Source organism: Streptomyces sp. NPDC042364, assembly GCF_056437585.1.
Genome location: NZ_JBWKAJ010000005.1, coordinates 425,950 through 445,439, shown reverse-complemented (window position 1 = coordinate 445,439; position 19,490 = coordinate 425,950). Strand labels below are relative to the sequence as shown.

23 protein-coding genes are annotated in these 19,490 nt (G+C 70.3%); 6 read left to right on the top strand and 17 right to left on the bottom strand.

The genetic code is table 11. The annotated features are described in order from the left end of the window. Positions 1–155: 155 nt before the first annotated feature. The 6 genes from AC067N_RS13850 to mshD all read right to left on the bottom strand — a co-directional run bounded on the left by AC067N_RS13850 (position 156) and on the right by mshD (position 5,380). Positions 156–998 (bottom strand): ABC transporter permease, encoded by an 843-nt coding sequence (locus AC067N_RS13850; protein WP_478679089.1) that lies wholly within the window; start codon positions 996–998, stop codon positions 156–158. Next, positions 995–1,987, bottom strand: a complete 993-nt coding sequence (locus AC067N_RS13845; RefSeq protein WP_478679088.1) for an ABC transporter permease — start codon at positions 1,985–1,987, stop codon at positions 995–997. Before AC067N_RS13845 ends, AC067N_RS13850 begins: the two co-directional genes overlap by 4 nt. Next, complete coding sequence (locus AC067N_RS13840; RefSeq protein ID WP_478679087.1) at positions 1,984–2,970, bottom strand: ABC transporter permease; 987 nt, start codon at positions 2,968–2,970, stop codon at positions 1,984–1,986. The genes AC067N_RS13845 and AC067N_RS13840 overlap by 4 nt, the downstream gene beginning before the upstream one ends. Further along, on the bottom strand, positions 2,967–3,932 hold the full coding sequence (locus AC067N_RS13835; RefSeq protein WP_478679086.1) for an ABC transporter ATP-binding protein: 966 nt from the start codon (positions 3,930–3,932) through the stop codon (positions 2,967–2,969). The genes AC067N_RS13840 and AC067N_RS13835 overlap by 4 nt, the downstream gene beginning before the upstream one ends. Next, positions 3,929–4,324, bottom strand: coding sequence for a GntR family transcriptional regulator (locus AC067N_RS13830; protein WP_478679137.1), 396 nt, complete (start codon positions 4,322–4,324; stop codon positions 3,929–3,931). The genes AC067N_RS13835 and AC067N_RS13830 overlap by 4 nt, the downstream gene beginning before the upstream one ends. A gap of 126 nt (positions 4,325–4,450) precedes the next feature. Beyond that, the gene (gene mshD, locus AC067N_RS13825; protein ID WP_478679085.1) at positions 4,451–5,380 is read right to left on the bottom strand and encodes a mycothiol synthase; all 930 of its coding nucleotides are present in this window, start codon (positions 5,378–5,380) and stop codon (positions 4,451–4,453) included. Positions 5,381–5,713: 333 nt separating this feature from the next. Here mshD and AC067N_RS13820 point away from each other — a divergent pair, with 333 nt between their 5' ends. Continuing rightward, a complete protein-coding gene (locus tag AC067N_RS13820) occupies positions 5,714–7,516 on the top strand; it encodes a bifunctional metallophosphatase/5'-nucleotidase (protein WP_478679084.1) in 1,803 nt (600 codons plus the stop codon). 83 nt (positions 7,517–7,599) lie between these two features. On the opposite strand, the gene AC067N_RS13815 is transcribed toward AC067N_RS13820, so the two are convergent. The 3 genes from AC067N_RS13815 to AC067N_RS13805 all read right to left on the bottom strand — a co-directional run bounded on the left by AC067N_RS13815 (position 7,600) and on the right by AC067N_RS13805 (position 9,105). Then, positions 7,600–8,490 carry an AraC family transcriptional regulator gene (locus AC067N_RS13815; RefSeq protein ID WP_478679083.1) on the bottom strand — a complete coding sequence of 297 codons (891 nt, stop codon included), beginning with the start codon at positions 8,488–8,490 and terminating at the stop codon, positions 7,600–7,602. An 82-nt stretch (positions 8,491–8,572) separates the two neighbouring features. Next, positions 8,573–8,878 carry a hypothetical protein gene (locus tag AC067N_RS13810; protein ID WP_478679082.1) on the bottom strand — a complete coding sequence of 102 codons (306 nt, stop codon included), beginning with the start codon at positions 8,876–8,878 and terminating at the stop codon, positions 8,573–8,575. Next, positions 8,878–9,105: a hypothetical protein gene (locus AC067N_RS13805; RefSeq protein ID WP_478679081.1), complete on the bottom strand. Its 228-nt coding sequence runs from the start codon at positions 9,103–9,105 to the stop codon at positions 8,878–8,880. The genes AC067N_RS13810 and AC067N_RS13805 overlap by 1 nt, the downstream gene beginning before the upstream one ends. Positions 9,106–9,254: 149 nt before the next feature. Between AC067N_RS13805 and AC067N_RS13800 the strand changes: the two genes are divergently transcribed. After that, positions 9,255–10,082 carry a helix-turn-helix domain-containing protein gene (locus AC067N_RS13800; protein ID WP_478679080.1) on the top strand — a complete coding sequence of 276 codons (828 nt, stop codon included), beginning with the start codon at positions 9,255–9,257 and terminating at the stop codon, positions 10,080–10,082. Beyond that, positions 10,079–10,288, top strand: coding sequence for a DUF397 domain-containing protein (locus AC067N_RS13795; RefSeq protein ID WP_478679079.1), 210 nt, complete (start codon positions 10,079–10,081; stop codon positions 10,286–10,288). Before AC067N_RS13800 ends, AC067N_RS13795 begins: the two co-directional genes overlap by 4 nt. 25 nt (positions 10,289–10,313) lie before the next feature. Here the strand turns inward: AC067N_RS13795 and AC067N_RS13790 are convergent, their stop codons facing one another. Both AC067N_RS13790 and AC067N_RS13785 read right to left on the bottom strand, forming a co-directional pair. Next, entirely contained in the window at positions 10,314–10,964 is a 651-nt protein-coding gene (locus tag AC067N_RS13790; RefSeq protein WP_478679078.1) for a hypothetical protein, read from the bottom strand. Positions 10,965–11,076: 112 nt separating this feature from the next. Continuing rightward, positions 11,077–11,742 (bottom strand): hypothetical protein, encoded by a 666-nt coding sequence (locus tag AC067N_RS13785; RefSeq protein ID WP_478679077.1) that lies wholly within the window; start codon positions 11,740–11,742, stop codon positions 11,077–11,079. 341 nt (positions 11,743–12,083) lie between these two features. Between AC067N_RS13785 and AC067N_RS13780 the strand changes: the two genes are divergently transcribed. Both AC067N_RS13780 and AC067N_RS13775 read left to right on the top strand, forming a co-directional pair. Next, positions 12,084–12,431, top strand: coding sequence for a DUF6247 family protein (locus AC067N_RS13780; RefSeq protein WP_478679076.1), 348 nt, complete (start codon positions 12,084–12,086; stop codon positions 12,429–12,431). A 32-nt stretch (positions 12,432–12,463) separates the two neighbouring features. Beyond that, positions 12,464–12,754, top strand: coding sequence for a hypothetical protein (locus AC067N_RS13775; RefSeq protein ID WP_478679075.1), 291 nt, complete (start codon positions 12,464–12,466; stop codon positions 12,752–12,754). A gap of 12 nt (positions 12,755–12,766) precedes the next feature. On the opposite strand, the gene AC067N_RS13770 is transcribed toward AC067N_RS13775, so the two are convergent. The 4 genes from AC067N_RS13770 to AC067N_RS13755 form a co-directional block, all read right to left on the bottom strand. Beyond that, complete coding sequence (locus AC067N_RS13770; protein WP_478679074.1) at positions 12,767–14,221, bottom strand: HAMP domain-containing sensor histidine kinase; 1,455 nt, start codon at positions 14,219–14,221, stop codon at positions 12,767–12,769. Then, positions 14,218–14,952 carry a response regulator transcription factor gene (locus AC067N_RS13765; RefSeq protein WP_478679073.1) on the bottom strand — a complete coding sequence of 245 codons (735 nt, stop codon included), beginning with the start codon at positions 14,950–14,952 and terminating at the stop codon, positions 14,218–14,220. The genes AC067N_RS13770 and AC067N_RS13765 overlap by 4 nt, the downstream gene beginning before the upstream one ends. A 131-nt stretch (positions 14,953–15,083) precedes the next feature. Beyond that, a complete protein-coding gene (locus AC067N_RS13760) occupies positions 15,084–15,314 on the bottom strand; it encodes a hypothetical protein (RefSeq protein ID WP_478679072.1) in 231 nt (76 codons plus the stop codon). A 156-nt stretch (positions 15,315–15,470) separates the two neighbouring features. Then, positions 15,471–16,610, bottom strand: a complete 1,140-nt coding sequence (locus tag AC067N_RS13755) for a S1C family serine protease (protein WP_478679071.1) — start codon at positions 16,608–16,610, stop codon at positions 15,471–15,473. 230 nt (positions 16,611–16,840) lie between these two features. Here AC067N_RS13755 and AC067N_RS13750 point away from each other — a divergent pair, with 230 nt between their 5' ends. Next, a complete protein-coding gene (locus AC067N_RS13750) occupies positions 16,841–17,482 on the top strand; it encodes a hypothetical protein (RefSeq protein WP_478679070.1) in 642 nt (213 codons plus the stop codon). A 60-nt stretch (positions 17,483–17,542) separates the two neighbouring features. Here AC067N_RS13750 and AC067N_RS13745 read toward each other — a convergent pair whose 3' ends face one another. Both AC067N_RS13745 and AC067N_RS13740 read right to left on the bottom strand, forming a co-directional pair. Then, positions 17,543–18,565, bottom strand: a complete 1,023-nt coding sequence (locus tag AC067N_RS13745; protein ID WP_478679069.1) for a LacI family DNA-binding transcriptional regulator — start codon at positions 18,563–18,565, stop codon at positions 17,543–17,545. A 106-nt stretch (positions 18,566–18,671) separates the two neighbouring features. Further along, positions 18,672–19,451, bottom strand: a complete 780-nt coding sequence (locus AC067N_RS13740) for a winged helix-turn-helix transcriptional regulator (protein ID WP_478679068.1) — start codon at positions 19,449–19,451, stop codon at positions 18,672–18,674. Positions 19,452–19,490: the final 39 nt, after the last annotated feature.

Genomic DNA, 19,490 nt, shown 5'->3' with positions numbered 1-19,490 from the left:
GGTTACGGAGACCTTACGTGCGGGATAGCGCAGGGCGGCCCGCCGGTTCCCCGGGCGCACGCCCCGGCCCCCGAGTGCTTCGTCTGACAGCGGTCCTCGCTGTACGCCAGCGGGGCACGCCCCCCGTAGGAGGGGCGTGCCGGGTCCGGGTGCCGTCAGCGGGTGCGGCGGCGCAGCAGCCGGTAGGCGGCGGTGGTGGCCAGGACGGCGACGGCGAGGATGACGCCGGTGGTCATCAGGTGCAGCGGCCAGAAGCGGGAGGCCGGGATGGCGTCGAGATCATGGCTCGCGACGGTGCCCGTGAGGGTCCTCGCCGGCCACAGCTCGCTCCAGTGGTCGTCGAGGTACAGGTGGAACCAGAGGACGAAGCCGAAGGCCACGGCCAGGGCCGGCAGTGAGCGCCGGAGGGCGAGGCCCGCGAGGGCGCCGACGGCCAGGGCGCACAGGGCGTACGCCAGGACCGCCGGGCCGCGGTTCAGGAAGGGGTCGGTGTAGTACCACTCGTCGCCCCGCAGCTCCTCTTCGGCCGACCAGAGCCAGCGGTAGACCAGGACCAGGACGGTGGTGCCGGCGGTCAGGGCGACCGCGGGCACCGCCAGCTTGGCGGTGAGCCACCGGGTGGGGCTGACGGACTGCGCCCAGGCGAGCTGGGCCGTGCCCCGCTCCAGTTCGCGGCCGATGAGGGAGGCGCCGGCCCAGGCGGCGACGCCGTAGGAGAAGTAGGCGATGAAGGTGCCGATCCAGGACAGGGCCGCGGAGTGGCCGAACATCATCACGTCCTTGCACCCGCCCTCCAGCCTCCGGCAGGCGGCGACCTCGGCCCGCAGCCGATCGCCCGGGACGTGGTGCGCCCAGAGCATCCAGGCGACCATCAGCAGGACGTACGCGCACCACACCAGCAGGGCCGGGCGGTGCACGCGCAGCACGGTCCAGATCAGGCCGCGGAAGCGGAACCGCCCGCGCGCGGTGTGGCCGGTGGTGGCGACGGCGGTGGTCATGACATGCCTCCCGTACGACGGCGCAGCAGGCGGAAGGAGACCGCGACCAGCAGGGCGGTGACGGCGAGGACGATGCCGGTCTCGACGAGCTGGAGGGGCCAGAAGTGGGAGGAGGGGTGGTAGTCGCGGTAGTGGCTCACGACGTCCCGTCCGAGGACGCAGTCCTCGTCGGCCAGGCAGGGGTTGGGGACGCGGTCCCCGGTGGGGGTGATGCCGCCCTCCGTGACGGTCATGCCGATGAAGCCGGGGTGCCCCTCGAACACCGGCTTCGTCGCGGTCCTCGCCGGCCACAGGTACGGCCGGGCCAGTTCGAGGGCGTAGATCAGACCGCCCATGGCGAAGAAGCCGTAGCCCAGGGAGGTCAGGGAGCGCCGGGTGAGCAGGCCGACCAGGACGCCGACGGCGAGTCCGAGCAGGACGTGGGCGAGGGCGGCGGGCCCGTTGGCTACGAAGATCTGGCTGTCGTGCCACTGCCAGATGCCCGAGGATCTCCACCGGTCGGTGTGGGCCTGCCACATCATCCGGTGCGGCTGGACGAGCAGGAGGGTGCCGGCGGTGAGCAGGCCCGCCGGGAGCGCGAGCTTGGCGGCGAGCCAGTGGGCCGGGGAGACGGACTGGGTCCAGGCCAGCTTCGCCGTGCCGTTCTCCAGCTCCCGCCCGATCAGCGCGGCACCCGCCCAGACGGCGACGAGCAGCGGCGCGATGCTGATGATCGCGGAGCCCAGGTACATGGCCGTGTCGTACAGCTGGATCGCGGGGGCGTTGAGGTCGCAGCCCGGGCCCGGCACTCCGTCGGCGCAGGGCCCCGAGTCGTAGGCGGTCCAGGCGGCTTCTCCGCCCGGTACCGCGGCCCACACCAGGGACCCGGCGGCCACGAGGACGAGGAGCGCCCAGAACCACACGGCCGCGCTGTGCAGGCGCAGCAGCGTCCAGGTCAGCCCGCGCGGGCCGCCTCCCGTACGGGACACGCCGGTCGTGACGGTGGTCATGCGGTGCCTCCCGTACGACGGCGCAGCAGGTGGAAGGAGACCGCGACCAGCAGGGCGGTCACGGCGAGGACGATGCCGGTCTCGACGAGCTGGAGGGGCCAGAAGTGGGAGGTGGGGTGGGACTGGGCCCAGTAGCCGACGATGTCGCTCCGGCCGCAGTCGGTCTCCTCGCAGAGGGCGTTCGAGACGCGGTCGCCCGAGGTGGTGATGACGCCCTGGTCGACGAGCATCCCGGTCCAGCGCGGCTCCGTGGTGGCCGAGCGGGCCTCCACCACCGGCCACAGGTGCTCCCAGTTCCCTCGGAGGACGACCATGAGGGCGACCGTGCCCGCGAACCCGGCGGCCAGCGCGGGCAGGGAGCGGCGCAGCAGCAGACCGGCCACCACACCGACGGCCAGGGCGAGGAGGGCGTAGGCGGTGGCGAGGGTGCCGTTGCCGGTGAAGGTGGCGTATTCGAACCAGTCCCGGGTCATCAGCGCGTGCCGCAGTCGCTCCTCGCGCCACCACACCAGGCGGTTCAGCAGGGTCAGCAGGACCGTCCCGGAGACGATCAGGGCGGCCGGGACCGCCAGCTTGGCGGCGAGCCAGCGGGCCGGGGTGACGGACTGGGTCCAGGCCACCTTCGCCGTACCGCTCTCCAGCTCGCGGCCGATCAGGGAGGCACCCGCCCAGGCGCCGACCAGGCCGGGGGCGGCGGCCAGGGCGGCGGAGCCGAGGCTGACGACCAGGTAGTAGCGGTCGTAGGCGGGACCCACTGTGCAGTAGTCGGTCTCCCTGCAACTGCTCTTCAGATAGGCGGCCCAGGCGGCGTCGACCCCCGGCCCCGCGGCCCACAGCAGCCCGCCGCCGATCAGCACCACCAGCAGCCCCCAGAACCACAGCGCCGACCGGTGCGGGCGCAGCACCGCACGGGCCAGGCTCCGGGTGGGGTGCGCGGGGCGGCGCTCCGGTGCCACGGGGGACACCATGGTCGCGGCGCTCATACGGAGGCTCCCCGGGTCTGCGCTCCGTCGGCCTCGCCCTCGCCGTTCCCGTTGTCCTCGCCGTTTCCGTTGTCCTCGCCGTTCCCGTTGTCCTCGTCCGTGAGGGTGAGCGCGGGTGCGCCGGGGGACCGCAGATGGGCGAGGACCAGCTCCTCCAGGGTCGGCGCGTCGGTCTGAAATCCGGCGGCGATCCGCCCCTCGGGCCGTATGAGCGCGGTGATCTGACGCCCGGTCGTGCGGGACTCGACGACGGTGTGCGGGGCGAGGTCGCCGGTCGGGCCCGTGACCAGGGTGTGGGCGGCGATGAGGGCGTCCATCGGGCCGGCGAGGCGCACCCGGCCGCCGCCGAGGAGGAGCAGATGGTCGCAGGAGCCCTCCAGTTCGGCCACGACATGGGAGGACATGACGACCGTCATGCCGTGTTCGGCGGAGTCCGCGAGCAGCGTGCCCATCAGCTGGTGCCGGGCGAGCGGGTCGAGGTCGGCCATCGGCTCGTCCAGCAGCAGCAGTTCGGGTCGCTTGCCGAGGGCGAGGGCGAGCGCGACCCGGGTGCGCTGGCCGCCGGAGAGGGAGCGGACCCTGGCGCCGAGGTCCAGCCCGCCCTCCTCGACGATCCGCCCGGCCACGGACGCGTCCCAGCGGCGGGGGTTGAGCTCGGCGCCCATGCGCAGGGTCTCGGCGATGGTGAGCTGCGGGTACAGGGGCTTGTCCTGGGCGACGTACGCCATGCGTTCGCGGGCTGCCGACGGGGTCGTGCCCAGCACGCTGATGGTGCCCTCGGTGGGGGCGAGCAGACCGGCCGCGTGGGCCAGCAGCGTCGACTTGCCCGCGCCGTTCGGTCCGACGACCGCGCAGACGCGCCCCGTCGGCAGCCGCAGCGTGCAGTCGCGCAGCGCCCAACCCCCTTGCCGCCACCCGAACTTCCTGCCGAGTGCGGCCGCCTCGATGGCGGTGTCGGTCATATCTCGTCCCCCTGGTCTTCCTTGAAGTGTTCTTCCAGCACCGAAGTGAAGAGCGCCTCGACGTCGCCCCGTTCGAGCCCGGTCTCCTTGGCCCGGAGGGTCCACGCGTCGAGCTCCGCGCGCAGCGGTGAGTCGACCGGACGGGCGCCCAGTGACTTCCGTACGAACGTGCCGAGGCCGCGGCGGGCCTCCACCAGGCCCTCGCGCTCCAGCTCGCGGTAGGCCTTCAGCACCGTGTTCGGGTTGATGGCGGTGGCCTCCACGACCTCGCGGGCCGTGGGGAGCTTGTCGCCGGGCTCCAACAGGCCGAGCCGCAGGGCCTGTTTGGTCTGCTGGACGATCTGCACATAGGTGGCGACACCGCTGCGCCGGTCGATGCGGTACTCGACCACTCGAACAACCACCCTTTCACTAATTGAGTAGTGAAAGGGTGGTGCAAGAAAGGGGGCGGTGTCAACGCACCGCCCCCTGCCTGTGGACGACTCCCGCCCGGGGGAGCACCGGTACCGCCCTGTGCGTCAGGTTTCGCTGCGGTACATCAGATCCGTCTCGTACGTCACGAATCCGAGGCGTTCGTACACGGTCACCGCCGCCTTGTTGTCCGCGTCGACGTAGAGCATCGCGGTCGGCAGGCCCTGCGCGGCCAGATGGCGCAGGCCGATCGTGGTGAGCGCCTTGCCGAGGCCGCCGCCCTGGGCGCCGGGGCGGACGCCCACGACGTAGACCTCGCCGAGCTGTTCCGTGGCGTGGACCTTCGTCCAGTGGAAGCCGACGAGTTCGCCGCCGCGGAACGCCAGGAAGAAGCCGGCCGGGTCGAACCAGGGCTCGGCCTTGCGGTCGTCGAGGTCCCGCCGGCTGAGGGAGCCCTGTTCGGGGTGGTGGGCGAACGCCTCCGCGTTCGCGGCGAGCCAGGCCGCGTCGTCCTCGCCGGGGACGAAGGCACGCACGGTGACTCCCTCGGGAAGGGCCGGCTCCGGGGGGTCGAAATCGGTCAGCGAGCGGCGCATCTGGCGCAGTTCGCGGAAGAGGGTGAGGCCGAGGACCTGGGCGAGATGGCGGGCGGCCGAGTGGCCGCCGTGCGCCCAGACGCGCAGGCGCTTGCCGGACTCGGCGAGCAGGGCCGAACCGAGGGCCCGGCCGTGCCCGTGGCCCCGGTACGAGGGATGCACGACGAGTTCGGCGGCGGGGGCCTCGACGGGATCGGTGTCCTCCAGTTGGGCGTAGCCGACCAGGGTGTCGTCGACGGTGAGGAGGAGGTGCCGTACGCCCTCGCGGGGGCCGCCGCGGAGTTGGAGTCGGCCCTGCTCGGACACCGCGGGCTGGCCGTCGACCTGGGCGGCCTCGTCGAGGAGGTCGAGGACGGCCGTCCTCTGGTCGGGGGTGAGTTCCAGGCGGGTCTCGATACTGCGGGCGGCTGAGTGGGGCCGGGCGGCGTCGTCGCTGGTCATGGGTTCGAGGTTAGCCGGGGGCCGGGGCGGGAGGGCGCCTCGGAAGCCGGTCGGTCCCCGCGGTGGCGGGTGCGGGCCGTGGATGGCCGGATCGCGCCCCCGCGGTGAGACCGCGCACGGGGCACTTCCGTGCCTGCGGCCATGCGGCACATGGGGTACTCCCGTGCCCCTTTCGGTCATGCCGTACGCCCCGTTTTGTCAACCATCCTCCTCGATGGCAACCAGGTCGTAACCATGAAACCCCTGTCGCGCTACGCGCGTTGAATCTACGCTTCGGGCCGACGGGGCCTGTTCTCACGTTTTCCTCAAGTCTCTTACGAACCAGGGGGGCACATGTCAGCCACACCCCACGCGCATCGCCGTGGCAGCCGCCGGAACCGGATCGTCGCGGTCGCGGCCGGCCTCGCGACCGTCGGTGCGCTGGCCGCCGCGATTCCGGCGAGCGCCGGTGAGGCCAAGCCGGGCAAGACCAAGCCGAGCCGCTACCAGGACGTACAGCTGCTGTCGTTCAACGACCTGCACGGCAACCTGGAGCCGCCGGCCGGTTCTTCGGGCCGGGTGACCGAGCTGCACGAGGACGGCACGACCACGACGATCAACGCCGGTGGTGTGGAGTACCTGGCCACGCATCTGCGCGAGGCCCGTGGGGACAACCCGTACTCGATCACGGCGGCCGCCGGTGACATGGTCGGCGCCTCGCCGCTGCTGTCGGGCCTGTTCCACGACGAGCCCACCATCGAGGCGCTGAACCACCTCGACCTGGACGTCACGAGCGTCGGCAACCACGAGTTCGACGAGGGCGCCAAGGAGCTGGCCCGCCTGCAGAAGGGCGGCTGCCACCCCACCGCCGGCTGCTACGTCAAGGGCAAGAAGTTCAAGGGCGCGGACTTCCCTTACCTCGCCGCGAACGTCATCGAGAAGAAGACCAAGAAGCCTCTCCTGAAGCCCTACTGGGTGTGGAAGAAGAACGGCGTCAAGATCGGCTTCATCGGTGTGACCCTGGAGGACACGCCGGGCGTCGTCTCCGCCGAGGGCGTCAAGGGCCTCACCTTCAAGGACGAGGTCAAGACGATCAACAAGTACGCCAAGGAGCTGGAGCGCCAGGGCGTGAAGTCGGTCGTCGCGCTCATCCACGAGGGCGGTGCCCCCGCCTCCACGTCGTACAACTACGACTGCGACTCGCCCGGCGCCGGCGACGGCATCTCCGGCCCGATCGTCGACATCGCCAAGAACATCACCCCGAAGGTCGACGCCCTGGTCACCGGCCACACGCACGCCGCGTACGCCTGCACGATCAACGACCCGTCGGGCAAGCCGCGCATGGTCACCTCGGCCGCGTCCTTCGGCCGCCTCTACACCGACACGACGCTGACGTACGACCGCAAGACCGGGGACATCTCCCGCACGGCCGTCAAGTCCGCGAACCACGTGGTGACCCGTGACGTGGCGAAGGCCGCCGACATGACGGACCTCATCAACCGGTGGAACACCCTGGCCGCGCCCATCGGCAACCGGCCCATCGGCTACATCTCCGCCGACATCCCGAGCACCGGCACCGAGTCCCCCATGGGCGACCTCATCGCCGACGCGCAGCTCGCCGCCGGCAAGAAGCTGGACCCGGAGACCGACCTCGCGCTGATGAACCCCGGCGGTGTCCGCGCGCCCCTCACCTACGCCGCCAAGGGCAGTGAGGGCGACGGCGTCGTCACCTATGCGGAGGGCTTCACCGTCCAGCCGTTCTCCAACACGGTGAACCTGCAGAACTTCACCGGCGCCCAGCTCGTGCAGATCCTCAAGGAGCAGGTCAGCGGCTCCAACGCGGCCTCGCCGAAGATCCTGCTGCCGTCGACCGGCTTCACCTACACGCTGGACCTGACGAAGACCGGCGCCGACCGGATCGTCGTCGACTCCATCAAGCTGAACGGTGCGGCCCTCGACCCGGCCGCCACCTACCGTGTCGCGACGAACAGCTTCCTCGCGGGCGGCGGCGACGGCATCACCACGCTCGGCCAGGGCACCAACGACCTGGTCGGCGGCGACGACCTCGCCGCGCTGGAGGCGTACCTGCTCGCCAACTCCTCGGCCGGCAACCCGATCGCCCCGCCGGCGGCCAACCGGATCACGATCATCAGCTAGTCGGTTCGCCGTATCGGTCGGTTCCCCGCGTCCCGGTGCACTCCGGGGCGCGGGGATTCGCGTCTACGGCCGTCGTCGCCGGATCACGCGCCGACGGCGGTCCGCTCCACTGGGATCCACAGCTCCGCGTCCGCCTCGGTGGCGTCCTCGGACAGACGGGTGCGGAGGATCTCCGGGCCCGGCCTGCTCTGGTACGGGTTGGACGGGAACCACTGGGTGAAGACGTCCCGCCAGAGGTACTGGAGGGCCTGCGGGAACGGGCCTGAGTTCTCGAAGACGGCCCACGAACCCGCCGGGACGACGAGCGCGTCCATGTCGTCCGGGACGTCCGGTCCGGCGGCCGACGTCACCACGGCGTGGTAGTAGTCGAGTTCGGTCCCCTCCGCCCTGCTCGGGTCGAGGTTGTCGCTCACCCCGAGGATGCCCTCCGGTTCCTGGTCGGACAGCGCGGCGATCCGCTCGATCGTGTCCCGCCCGAGCCCCCGGACGAACTCGACGATCCCCGGGTTCATCCCCTCATGGACCAGCGGAACCCTGACCTTCCTCCCCACCACACGGAACTCCTCCTTCTCCACGACCCGGTATCGCATGCTGCTGTTCCCTTCCACGACGAGACGGAAGGACATCCGAGGCTGGGAGCGCAGTGCCGCCCGGTCGCGCCGGGCCTCGCCCGGCCCCACCCCGTGCATCGCCTTGAACGCACGAGCGAACGCCTCCCCCGAGCCGTAGCCGTAGCGCACCGCGACCTCCAGCAGCGTCCGCTCCCCGGCGAGCACCTCGGCGCCCGCGACGGTGAGCCGACGGCGCCGGATGTACTCCGACAGCGATATCCCCGCGAGCGCGGAGAACAGCCGCCGGAAGTGGTAATCCGACGTGGCCGCGATCCGGGCCAGCTCGGTCACCTCGATCGGCTCGGCCGGATCGGCGAGCCGCGACTCGATGTGGTCCAGGGCCTCGTTCAGCCGCTCCAACACCTCGGTCTCCTTCCCTTGCGCCGTCCACGCTAGGAAGAGGACACCGCACCGCACCCGACATCCTGTGCCCGGCCGGGTCGGGTCATTCTGTGTCGGGCATGGGAGCGTAGGTCTCGTCGAGCCGTCGCCCCCGGCTGACGGCGATCCGTACGACGTCCTCCAAAGACTCCGCGGCCCGGGTGAGCGCGAACCGCAACACCCGCTCCCCGGCCACCGGGTCCGCCAGTACGGCCCTGCCACCGGCCGCGACCTCCTCCGCCGACCCCAGCTGCATCACCTCCACATGGTCGGCGAGCAGGGACAGGGTGCCCGGGTGCGCGGTGTCAGGGTCGAGATAACAGGGCTTGCCATCGGGGGAGGTCCAGGGCAACAGCCGCAGCTCGGGCATCACGCGGACACCCCGCCGAGTTCCACGCCGTAGACGTACAGCTCCTCGGTGCTCAGCACGTAGGGCCGTACGAAGTCGTCGTAGGGCTCGAAGGGCCAGAGGTCGTCGACGGGTTTGGGGGAGGGGAGCGGAAAAGGCTCGGGCGGCTCGGGGGTATCCACAGCCTGTGGGTCCACGTCCGCGTGCCGTTGCATGAACACCCGGAGTCTCGCGACGAATCCGCGCATGGCAAAGCTCCCCTTCTCGCCTCAGGGTTATTTCAGGGTCGGGATGACGAGCGGTGATTACCGTTCGCGATCAGATCGTCACGGCTGCGGCGTACGTTGGGGAAGAGGCCAGGCGTTGCCTGTGGCGCCAGACAACGGGGAGGGGTGACGTGGGCGAATCGGTTGACGGAAAGGCCGAGTCGGGCCGGGCGGTGCTGGGTCGGACGCTGAAATTCCTCCGGGAGAACGCCGGGAAGTCGCTGGGGCAGCTCGCCGATGCCACGGGGTACGACAAGAGCTACCTGAGCCGTCTCGAGTCGGGAGAGCGGCTGTCCAAGGTGACTGTGATGGAGGACCTGGACGGCTACTACGGGTGCGTTGACCTGCTGGTAAGCCTCTGGAAAGTGGCGCGGTACGACGCCTTCAAGGACAAGTACAAGGAGTTCATGAGGCTGGAGGCGACGGCGCAGATCATGCACAAGTACGCGCCGAACGTGCCCGGCTTGTTGCAGACGGAGGATGTCGCCCGAGAGGTGTTGTCTGGGCCTCAGACAACACCCGAGTTTGACGACCTGGTCGAGGAGCAGGTGGCCGCGCGCATGGGTCGGCAGCTTCTGCTGCGCAAGGACCCGGCGCCCCACGTCCGCTTCCTCATCGACGAACTTGCGTTCCGTCGCCCGTCTGCCAGCGCAGCGAGCTGGGAGGGCCAGTTGCTGCACCTTGAGGCCGCCGCGCAGTGGCCGAACGTCGTCATCCAGGTGCTGCCCTTCTCGGCAGGCATGCACCCTCTGATGGCGAGGGGATCACTGACGCTGATGTGGCAGAAGGACGGAAGTGCCGCCGCCTACACGGAAGGTGACAGCAGTGGTCTGCTGATGGACGATCCAGGGGACGTGGCCCACCACCGTTTGTCCTACGATCGGCTTCGGGATCTGGCACTTTCCCCGTCGGACTCGCTGACGTTCATCAGGGACGTACTGGAGGAGCACAGATCATGACGCGTACCCCTGACCTCAGCACCGCCGCCTGGCGCAAGTCGAGCTACAGCGACGGGGGAGACAACAACTGCCTGGAAGTCGCCGACGGCCCCCTCCGCCTGGTCCCCGTCCGCGACAGCAAGACCCCGAACGCCCGCCTCCTGATCTTCTCGGCTGCCTCATGGTCCCGCTTTGTGGACGGAGTCAAGGCCGGCCCGGTCGAGTGAGCGCCTGAGGGGAGGGGCCCCGGTCCTACACCCCCGCGTCCAGCACGTCCGTCGTGCCGTCCAGGAGGAACCTCCGGTAGTCGCCCTCGCCGAACAGCTCGCCGATCTCCATTCCGGGGAACTCGACGGGGCGTTCGCGGCCCTCCAGAGCGACCCGTACGCGCCACTGTTCGCCTCGGTGTTCCACGAGTACGTCGGCCCACTCCCGTGTCGGCGCGTCCACGCCGCGCAGCTCCGGTCCGCCCTCGGGCCCGTACTCGCGGAACGAGAACAGAAACGGCAGTTCGCCGACCAGGTGGGCGAGATGGGCCCAGGAGGGGGAGCCCAGCAGGACCGCTTCGCCCGACGCCTCGCCGGGCGCCCGTACCGGCGGCCGGGGATCCATCTCTCGTTCCTGCCGGAAGGCGCACGTGCGGGCCGCCACGTCCACGCTCCGCAACTCCAGCCCCTTCGGCCCGGCCTCGAAGGCCAACGCGGCGACGTCGTTCAGGAACGCGCCGACCTCGGCGTCCCGGCGATCCCGCTCGGTGGTGGCAGCCGACGATCCGGGTTCAAGACCGCCGAGAGGCTCGTACGAGAAGACGTACCGAGACGTCTCCCTGGACTCCCCGGACGCCCCGCGCTTCCCTCGATCACCGTGCTTCCCGTGCTCGTCGGCTTCCCCGTGCCTGCTCATCCGCGGTCCTCCCGAAGGTTTCCCGAACAGGGCGACGCCGCCCCGGACATCACACGATGCCCGAAGCGGCGCACAGGCCCTCGACCGACCCGCCCACCCGACTTCCCGACGGCTACGACGCCAGGGTCAGGGCGCCCTTGACGGTCTTCACCGGCTGGTACGTGAACACGTAGCGTTCCCCGTCCCGCGCCGTGCCGGAGTTCATGGCCTGTACGTCGGCCGCCGCGCTCTTCGGGATCTTGAACTTGGTGTTCACCCAGGTCGGGCACTTCAGGGTCTTCTTCGTGTCGTAGCAGAACGACGTCACCGCGCCGAAGTACGCGAAGCGAGGGCCCTCGCCGACCGGCGTCGCCGTCTCGTCCGTCACGAGGATCATCTTGCGGCGGTCCACGATCTTGCAGCTGCCGGACTTGCACTTGATGTGGTGGGCGAACCCGGTGAGGCCGTACCGCCTGTTGCCCTGGGAGGCGACGTTGGGCGACTTGGCCAGCCAGCCGATGATGCCGTACTTGGTGATGTTGTGACGCTTCTTGATCTTGGTCCAGCCGAAGCCGACCATCTTCCCCTTGCTGTTGCGGTAGTACTCACCCTGGCGCAGTGGCAACGTCCGTGACTTCGACCGCGAGTAGTCGAACTCCTTAAGGATCTTCAGCTTCGACGAGCCCTTCGCCGCCACGGCGTCCGTCGCGTCCTGTCCCGACATCGCCTGCGCCGGCCCGGTCCCGGCCAGCAGCGCCGCGGTCACTACGCCGGTGGCGACCAGCTTGATCTTCTGCATCGTCCCTCACAGCGATCGTCCCCGTTGAATCCCCCGGTGGGGCAGGGAAAGGACGACCACCGTACGAAGTCCGACACAAACGTCTCTATTGTCTCTTCGGGTACTGCCCCCAAGGACGGCACGCCTCGCTCGGCGGGGTGAACCGACCGGAAAACCGGGACGGGGACCGGTCCGTTCGCCCACCGTGGCGCCACGGCGGTCAACGCGAATTTCGATGCAGGTTTCCACCACCGGTCAGAGCGTCCACAGGCCCGGCCCGAGAGCGAGCGTGGACGAGCCGCGCTGGGATGGTGAGCGCGACTATGGTCGTAGACACGACGCGACGAAGGAGGACCTCGGTCATGGCTGCGCGCGCTGAGGATTTCGATCAGGTCGTCCCTCCCATGCCTGAGCGGACCCCCGCGGCACTGCGCAGGGCGATCGCCGAGCACGCACCTCAGCTTCTTCCGGACTTCGACGCGCACTGGAAGTGGGCGATCGCCGATGCCTACGACCTGGGCCCCGTGCCGGCGTTCATGGCGCGCTGGTGGGTCGAGTACGCGATCGCCCGCGATCCGAAACTGGACGCCCACATCACTGATCTCCACCACCGCGTGGCTGAGTGCACCGACATCGATGAGGCCAAGGCCCTCATCGAGGAGTCGGCCAATATCCGTCACCAGGCACACCGGCTGGAGCCCGGCCAGTGACGAGTAACGGATTCATGGGCCCTCCGTGGCAGATGGACTGGGCACTCAAAGCCCAGGCCACCCGCGACTCGCTGCCCGAGCAGGTGCGGAAGATGATCGACGCCGCGCGCGCCGAACTGGTCACGGCGAAGGACCCCTGTTTTCGGGGTGTCGAGACGGATGCGGATCTCCCCGCAGGGATGACGGTCCGGCCTCTGCGGTCCACCGATCCGAAGGGGCGTCACATCTTTTTCCTCGACCACGGGCACGGCTGGCTGATCTACGATTTCGTGCCCCGTGTGGACGATCCGCAGATCGTTGTGGACGAGGTCTTCTGGCAGTGACCGCGGCCCTCCTTACGCGGTCTCCGGTGGCTCCGGTGGAGGGGTGGCGGCGCCCGGTAGCCGTACCGTCGCCAGGGTGCCGCCCGTCTCCGCTCGGGTCAGGGTGACCTCGCCGCCGGCCTGCTGGATTGTGCGGGCCACGATGGACAGGCCCAGGCCGGAGCCGGGGAGGGCCCGCGCGCTGGGGGAGCGCCAGAAGCGGTCGAAGACGTGCGGGAGTTCATCGGCGGGGATGCCGGGGCCGTGGTCCCGGACGGTGAGGACACCGGAGTCCAGGGCGACCTCGATCGTGCCTCCCTCGGGGCTGAACTTCACCGCGTTGTCCAGGATGTTGACGATCGCCCGCTCCAGGGCCGACGGCTCGGAGCGCACGTACCAGGGCTGGAGGTCCGCCGTGATCGTCAGCTCGGGGCCGCGCAGCCGGGCCCGGCGCAGTGCGGCCTCGACCGTCTCCTGGAAGTCGACGATCTGGAGCCGACCGCCGTTCTGACCGGAGTCGGAGCGGGACAGCTCCTGCAAGTCGCCGATCAGCGAGGCCAGTTCCGTCATCTGCGCCTTCACCGAGGCGAGCAGGGCCTTGCGGTCGTCGGCCGGGAGGGGACGGCCCGTCTCCTCGCTGCGGCTGAGCAGTTCGATGTTCGTCCGCAGGGAGGTCAGGGGTGTACGGAGTTCGTGGCCCGCGTCCGCGATCAGCTGCTGCTGCAGGTCACGGGAGCTGGCCAGCGCGCTCGTCATCGAGTTGAAGGAACGGGACAGCCGGGCCACCTCGTCCTCGCTCTCCTCCTCCACCGGGATACGGATGCTCAGGTCCTCCGTGCGCGCCACGTGCTCGACGGCTTCCGTGAGCTTGTCCACCGGGCGCAGGCCCGCCCGGGCCACGGCCAGACCGGCCGCTCCGGCGCCGACGACTCCGATACCGGAGACGAGGAGGAGGATCAGGGCCAGGTCGCTGAGGGTTGCCTGGGTGCCTCTGAGCGGGAGGGCCGCGATCAGAGCCGCGTTCGACAGCCGGCCCGTCTCCGGATCAACGATACTCACCGGCTGGGTCTTGACGCGTACGTCGTTTCCCTTGGAGTCGGTGCTGTTGTGGTAGACGGCCTCGGTGCCGTCGACGACCTCCCTGTCGGTGTGGGTCACCTTGACCAGGCCGGAGGAGAAGTCCAGGACACAGGACGTCCCATCGTCCAGGAGCACCTGAAAATAGGTGTTGCGGGGGCCGAAGCGGGGGTTCTGCTCACTCACGGTCTGCGTGCAGTTGTTGACCGCGTACCTGGCCTGGTCCTGGATCGCCCCCATGCTCATGGCCTTGTCGAGCTCGTCGTCGACCTGGTCGTACAACTTCCCTCGCACGATGAACCAGCACGTCACCGATACCGCCGCCACCGCGAACGCCACCGCCGCCGCGACCAGCATCGCCAGCCGGGCCCGGATCGGGAGGGACCGGTAACGACGCAGGACCTTCCTCACTCCGCGCCGCCTTGCCGCAGTACGTACCCCACGCCCCGCACCGTGTGGACCAGGCGGGGCTCGCCGCCCGCCTCCGTCTTGCGGCGCAGATACATGACGTACACGTCGAGGGAGTTGGAGCTGGGCTCGAAGTCGAAGCCCCAGACGGCCTTGAGTATCTGCTCGCGGGTGAGGACCTGGCGCGGGTGCGCCATGAACATCTCCAGCAGAGTGAACTCCGTGCGGGTCAGCTCCACCGGCCGGTCACCCCGCCGCACCTCCCGGGTGGCCAGGTCCATCCGCAGGTCCGCGAACGTGAGCGCCTCGTCCTCCTGGACCGTCTCGGCGACGGCCGCCGCGTAGGAGCTGCGGCGCAGCAGGGCGCGGACACGGGCGAAGAGCTCGTCCAGCTCGAAGGGCTTGACCAGGTAGTCGTCGGCGCCGGCGTCGAGGCCGGTGACGCGGTCGCCGACCGTGTCGCGGGCCGTCAGCATCAGGATGGGGGTCGTGTCGCCCGCGCCGCGGATCCGGCGGGCCGCGGTCAGGCCGTCCATGCGGGGCATCTGGATGTCGAGGATCACGAGGTCCGGCTTGTACGCGGTCGCCTTCTCCAGCGCGTCCGCGCCGTCGACCGCGACCTTGGTGTCGTAGCCCTCGAAGGCGAGGCTGCGCTGGAGGGCTTCGCGCACCGCCGGCTCGTCGTCGACGATGAGGATGCGCTGGGGTTCACGGTCGCCTTCGGCAGGGCTCATGGTCGTGTCGTTCCTCGGGTGCGGCGGGGCGTGGAGGGGAGAGGGAGCGAGAGTGCTCGATCCGGATTCAGCCTCGCACGTTCCAGGGCCTCGGGATGGGAAGGGCTGTGGATAAGTCGAGGTTCAGCCGATCATCCGACAGGCGTACGGCGGTGAGTGCGGGCCGCCGCGGTCAGCGACTTCCGTCGGGCGGCCGTGGCCGTGGCCGTAACCGCGGCCCGGGCGACGGACGCGACCTCGGGAGCCCGTGCGACCGGTGCGTGCAGCTCGGCCGCCACCGCGAGGGCGAGGCCCAGCCCGGCGGGGCCGGGACCGGCCGGGCCGTCGGCAGCCGGGGCGTCGTGCGCAACCTGCTTGATCATGTCGACCTCCAAGGTCGAAGGAGCGTCAGTCGGTGGTCACGGGGGTCACGGGGGTCACGGGGGTCACGGGGGTCACGGTGGTCACGGTGGTCACGGTGGTCACGGGGGGCATGGTGGTCACGGCGGTCATGGTGGTCGCGGTGGTCGCGGTGGCCCTCAGTCCGAGCCGCCTGCTCGCAGCGTGCTCAGGTCGGACTTGACCGTGTTGACCGGGATGGCGAAGCCGAGGCCCGCGCTGCCGGCGTCGCCCGAGGAGGACGCGGAGTACATCGCCGAGTTGATGCCGATGATGTTGCCGTTCATGTCGATGAGGGCGCCGCCGGAGTTGCCCGGGTTGAGGGACGCGTCGGTCTGGATCGCCTTGTAGGTGGTCGTCGAGGAGCCGGTGTCGCCGTTGAACTCCCGGCCGCCGAACTCGAACGGCCATCCGCCGCCCCCGCCCTGCTGCTGTTGCTGCTGCTGGCCCTCGTCCGTGGAGACCGTCACGTCACGGTCGAGCGCGGAGACGATGCCGCTGGTCACCGTGCCGGTGAGTCCCTCGGGGGAACCGATCGCCACGACCTGATCGCCGACCTTGACCCCGTCGCTGTTGCCGAGAGTCGCCGCCTTCAGTCCGGAGGCGTCCCGCAGCTTGATGAGGGCGAGGTCCTTCTTGCTGTCGGTGCCGACGACCTCGGCGGTGTACGTCTTGCCGTTGTGGGTGGTCACCTTGATCTCGGAGGCGCCGGAGACCACGTGGCTGTTGGTGATGATCTCGCCGTCGCTGGTGATGATCACACCGGATCCGGTGGACTCACCCGCGTTCGAGCCGGCGTTGATCTCCACGATGCTGGGGCTGACCGCCGAGGCGACTCCGGAGACCGTGCCCTTCTCGCTGGTCGGAACCACACTCGTGCTGCTCGAACTGGAGGCGACGGTGTCGTTGCCGGTCAGCTCCTGGATGCCGTACGCCGTACCGCCACCGATCGCCGCCGCGACGATCGCCACGGCCGCCAGCAGCGCGAGGGGGCCCTTCGCCCGCTTCTTCGGCGCGGGCGCGGACACCGGAGCCGCACCGGAGGAGACCGGCTCGGAGAGGAGCGCGGTCGGGGCGGCCCCGTACCCCGGGGAGCCGTACTCGACCGCGGCGGGCGCGGAGCCGTACTCGGGCGTGGACGCCGAGGCCGAAGAGGTCTGCGGCGCCGGCTCGTAGGCCGGAGGGGGCGGCCACTCCGGGTTCACCGGAGAGGTGCCGTGCTGCTGGTCACCCTGGTAGGGGTTCTCGTATTCGCCGCTGCGGCGGAAGCTCTCGGTCATGGCACAGAGCTTGGCGCGCGACCATGAGAGATCCCTGAGTGCTCCCTGAGAAGCCCGGCAGAACCTCGTTCGCTTCATATAAAGGTGCAGGGCCCGGGTCACATGGGAAACAAAGGGGTTCGTCAGCGGGGATGCCAAAGAACGCAGTGTTGAACCGGAAACTCCCGGCTTGTGAAACCGCGCCGTACGGCCGGGTCCGTACGCGTGGGTCGGTACGGGAAAACTGGATCATGACCTCATCACGTTCCAGGGCGTGCTTCACCGTGTGCGCCGCCGCGGCGCTGCCCGCGCTGCTCGCCGCGTGCACCTCCGGCGGTCATGCCGAGGCGGCCGACCCCGCACCGTCGCAGCCGTCCCGCGCGGCTACCGCCGCCGACGCCGCCGCCGGCCCTTCGGGCGAGGAGCTCTCCGAGCGGGCTCAGGCGGCGCTGGCCGGTCTCGGGGACGAAAACCTGGTGGAGGCCGGTGTGGAGAAGGTGACCGACGGAGTGCACGCCGAACTCCTCCTGGACGAAGGCACGCCGTACCGGATCACCGTGGTGTGCGTGGGGCAGGGCAGCGCGCGGCCGGCGTTCACGCCCGGGAGTTCCGGCCGGGAGGTCGCGGTGCCGTGCGACGGCGCCCTCGTCCAGCAGCGCGTCACGGGCGGCAAGCAGCTCCGCGTCGACGTCGACGGCGGCAACGGGGCACGGGGCAACCGGCATGATCGTCTGGCAGCTCGACAGCGTCTGACGGCCGAGGCGGGCGCCACCGTGAAAGCCGGGCCAGCCCTCGCATCGCGTCTTCACGGATGCGGGGCCACGGTGCGTTCTTGGAGCGACGGCGCCCGATGCTTCTCAGGGGCGCGGGAGACCGGGCGGCCAGCCACGTAGAACCCGGGGCCGATCACGCATCCCAGCCCCTATGGCGCCGCACACGCCCCCGCCCCGCCGCTACGCACACCCGCACGACCGCCGAGTGACCAGCTTCGACGGGAACAGCTTCACCCGTTCCCGGCGGGAGCCCGCCACCCGGAGGCCGTCGTCGAGGACGAGGTCCACCGCTGCGCGGGCCATGCCTGTGCGGTCCGTCGCGACCGTGGTCAGCGGCGGGTCGGTCAGTGCCGCTTCCTTGACGTCGTCGAAGCCGGCGACCGCCAGCTCCCCGGGCACCTCGATACGCAGCTCGCGCGCGGCGCGCAGGACGCCGATGGCCTGGTCGTCGGTGGAGCAGAAGATCGCCGGGGGACGGTCCGGTCCGGCGAGCAGGTCGAGGGCCACGGTGTACGCGTCGTAGCGGTTGTAGGGGGCTTCGAAGAGGCGTCCCTCCGTGGAGATGCCGGCCTCCTCCATCGCCCGGCGCCAGCCCTCGACGTGGTCGGAGACGGGGTCGCCGACCAGGGGGGTCTCGGCGATGCCGCCCATACAGGCGACGTACTCGTGTCCGTGCGACAGCAGATGCTCCACGGCGAGCCGGGCGCCGCCGAGGTCGTCGGTGACCACGGCGACGTCGTCGATCGCCTCGGGCCGCTCGTGCAGCAGCACCACGCGCGCGTCCCACGCGTCTATCTCGGCGGCCGCGTTGTCATTGAGGGCGTGGCTGACCAGGATCAGCCCGGAGACGCGCATCCCGAGGAACGCCCGCAGATAGTGGACCTCGCGCTCGGCGATGTAGTCGGAGTTCCCGACGAGGACCATCTTGCCGCGCTCGGCGGCCGCCTGTTCGACCGCGTGCGCCATCTCACCGAAGAAGGGCTGACGGGCGTCCGGGACGATCAGGCCTATCAGCTCGGTGCGCCGCGACGCCATGGCCTGGGCGACGCGGTCGGGCCGGTATCCCAGCTCCTTGATCGCGGCGAGGACACGCTCGCGCGTGGCCGGGGCGACCGGCCGGGGTCCGTTGTTGATGACGTAGCTGACGACGGCGGTGGAAGTTCCCGCCAGTCGCGCCACATCATCCCGAGTCACCTTGGCCACGCGCGGAGTCTACGCGGATGGACCGCCCCTGGGCAGGGCGTACGGGAGCTCGTCTGAGCCAGAGCCATGTGTCCGCCGTGCGCTGAGGACCGGATGGGGCGACGCACTACGCCTCGGCCGTGACCTCGGCGGCCCCCAGGGGCGCCGTCTCGTCCGCATCCTCCGCCTTTGAACGCTCGGCCTTGGCCTTCGCCTCGTCGGTCGCGCGCTCGCCCTTCTCGGGCGTAACGAATCGATAACCGACGTTCCGGACGGTGCCGATCAGCGACTCGTGCTCGGGGCCGAGCTTGGCGCGCAGCCGCCGTACGTGCACGTCCACGGTCCGCGTACCGCCGAAGTAGTCATAGCCCCAGACCTCCTGCAGCAGCTGGGCGCGGGTGAAGACGCGGCCGGGGTGCTGGGCGAGGTACTTGAGGAGCTCGAACTCCTTGAAGGTGAGGTCGAGGACGCGGCCCTTGAGCTTGGCGGAGTACGTCGCCTCGTCGACCGACAGGTCGCCGTTGCGGATCTCCATGGGGGAGTCGTCGTTGACGATCTGCTGGCGGCCCATGGCGAGCCGCAGGCGGGCCTCCACCTCGGCGGGGCCGGCGGTGTCGAGGAGGACGTCGTCGATGCCCCAGTCGGCGGTGACGGCGGCGAGACCGCCCTCCGTGACGACGAGGACGAGCGGGCAGCCGGGCCCGGTGGAACGCAGCAGCTGACACAGACTGCGGACCTGCGGGAGGTCACGGCGGCCGTCGATGAGGATCACGTCGGCACCGGGGGTGTCGACGAGGGCGGGGCCTTCCGCCGGGGCCACGCGCACATTGTGCAGCAGCAGGCCGAGAGCCGGGAGCACCTCCGTCGACGGCTGGAGGGCATTGGTCAGGAGCAGCAGAGAACTCATACGTCTGGTTCCTCCTCGGTCCCTGCGAGGACGTTTACG

Bases quoted from the DNA above. Each gene is read 5' to 3' on its own strand.
- AC067N_RS13760 (WP_478679072.1), bottom strand. From the start codon at position 15,314: ATGATCAAGCAGGTTGCGCACGACGCCCCGGCTGCCGACGGCCCGGCC.
- AC067N_RS13835 (WP_478679086.1), bottom strand. From the start codon at position 3,932: ATGACCGACACCGCCATCGAGGCGGCCGCACTCGGCAGGAAGTTCGGG.
- AC067N_RS13810 (WP_478679082.1), bottom strand. From the start codon at position 8,878: ATGCCCGAGCTGCGGCTGTTGCCCTGGACCTCCCCCGATGGCAAGCCC.
- AC067N_RS13850 (WP_478679089.1), bottom strand. From the start codon at position 998: ATGACCACCGCCGTCGCCACCACCGGCCACACCGCGCGCGGGCGGTTC.
- AC067N_RS13750 (WP_478679070.1), top strand. From the start codon at position 16,841: ATGACCTCATCACGTTCCAGGGCGTGCTTCACCGTGTGCGCCGCCGCG.
- AC067N_RS13820 (WP_478679084.1), top strand. From the start codon at position 5,714: ATGTCAGCCACACCCCACGCGCATCGCCGTGGCAGCCGCCGGAACCGG.
- AC067N_RS13805 (WP_478679081.1), bottom strand. From the start codon at position 9,105: ATGCGCGGATTCGTCGCGAGACTCCGGGTGTTCATGCAACGGCACGCG.
- AC067N_RS13840 (WP_478679087.1), bottom strand. From the start codon at position 2,970: ATGAGCGCCGCGACCATGGTGTCCCCCGTGGCACCGGAGCGCCGCCCC.
- AC067N_RS13755 (WP_478679071.1), bottom strand. From the start codon at position 16,610: ATGACCGAGAGCTTCCGCCGCAGCGGCGAATACGAGAACCCCTACCAG.
- AC067N_RS13765 (WP_478679073.1), bottom strand. From the start codon at position 14,952: ATGAGCCCTGCCGAAGGCGACCGTGAACCCCAGCGCATCCTCATCGTC.
- AC067N_RS13795 (WP_478679079.1), top strand. From the start codon at position 10,079: ATGACGCGTACCCCTGACCTCAGCACCGCCGCCTGGCGCAAGTCGAGC.
- mshD (WP_478679085.1), bottom strand. From the start codon at position 5,380: ATGACCAGCGACGACGCCGCCCGGCCCCACTCAGCCGCCCGCAGTATC.
- AC067N_RS13785 (WP_478679077.1), bottom strand. From the start codon at position 11,742: ATGCAGAAGATCAAGCTGGTCGCCACCGGCGTAGTGACCGCGGCGCTG.
- AC067N_RS13845 (WP_478679088.1), bottom strand. From the start codon at position 1,987: ATGACCACCGTCACGACCGGCGTGTCCCGTACGGGAGGCGGCCCGCGC.
- AC067N_RS13780 (WP_478679076.1), top strand. From the start codon at position 12,084: ATGGCTGCGCGCGCTGAGGATTTCGATCAGGTCGTCCCTCCCATGCCT.
- AC067N_RS13740 (WP_478679068.1), bottom strand. From the start codon at position 19,451: ATGAGTTCTCTGCTGCTCCTGACCAATGCCCTCCAGCCGTCGACGGAG.
- AC067N_RS13775 (WP_478679075.1), top strand. From the start codon at position 12,464: ATGGACTGGGCACTCAAAGCCCAGGCCACCCGCGACTCGCTGCCCGAG.
- AC067N_RS13790 (WP_478679078.1), bottom strand. From the start codon at position 10,964: ATGAGCAGGCACGGGGAAGCCGACGAGCACGGGAAGCACGGTGATCGA.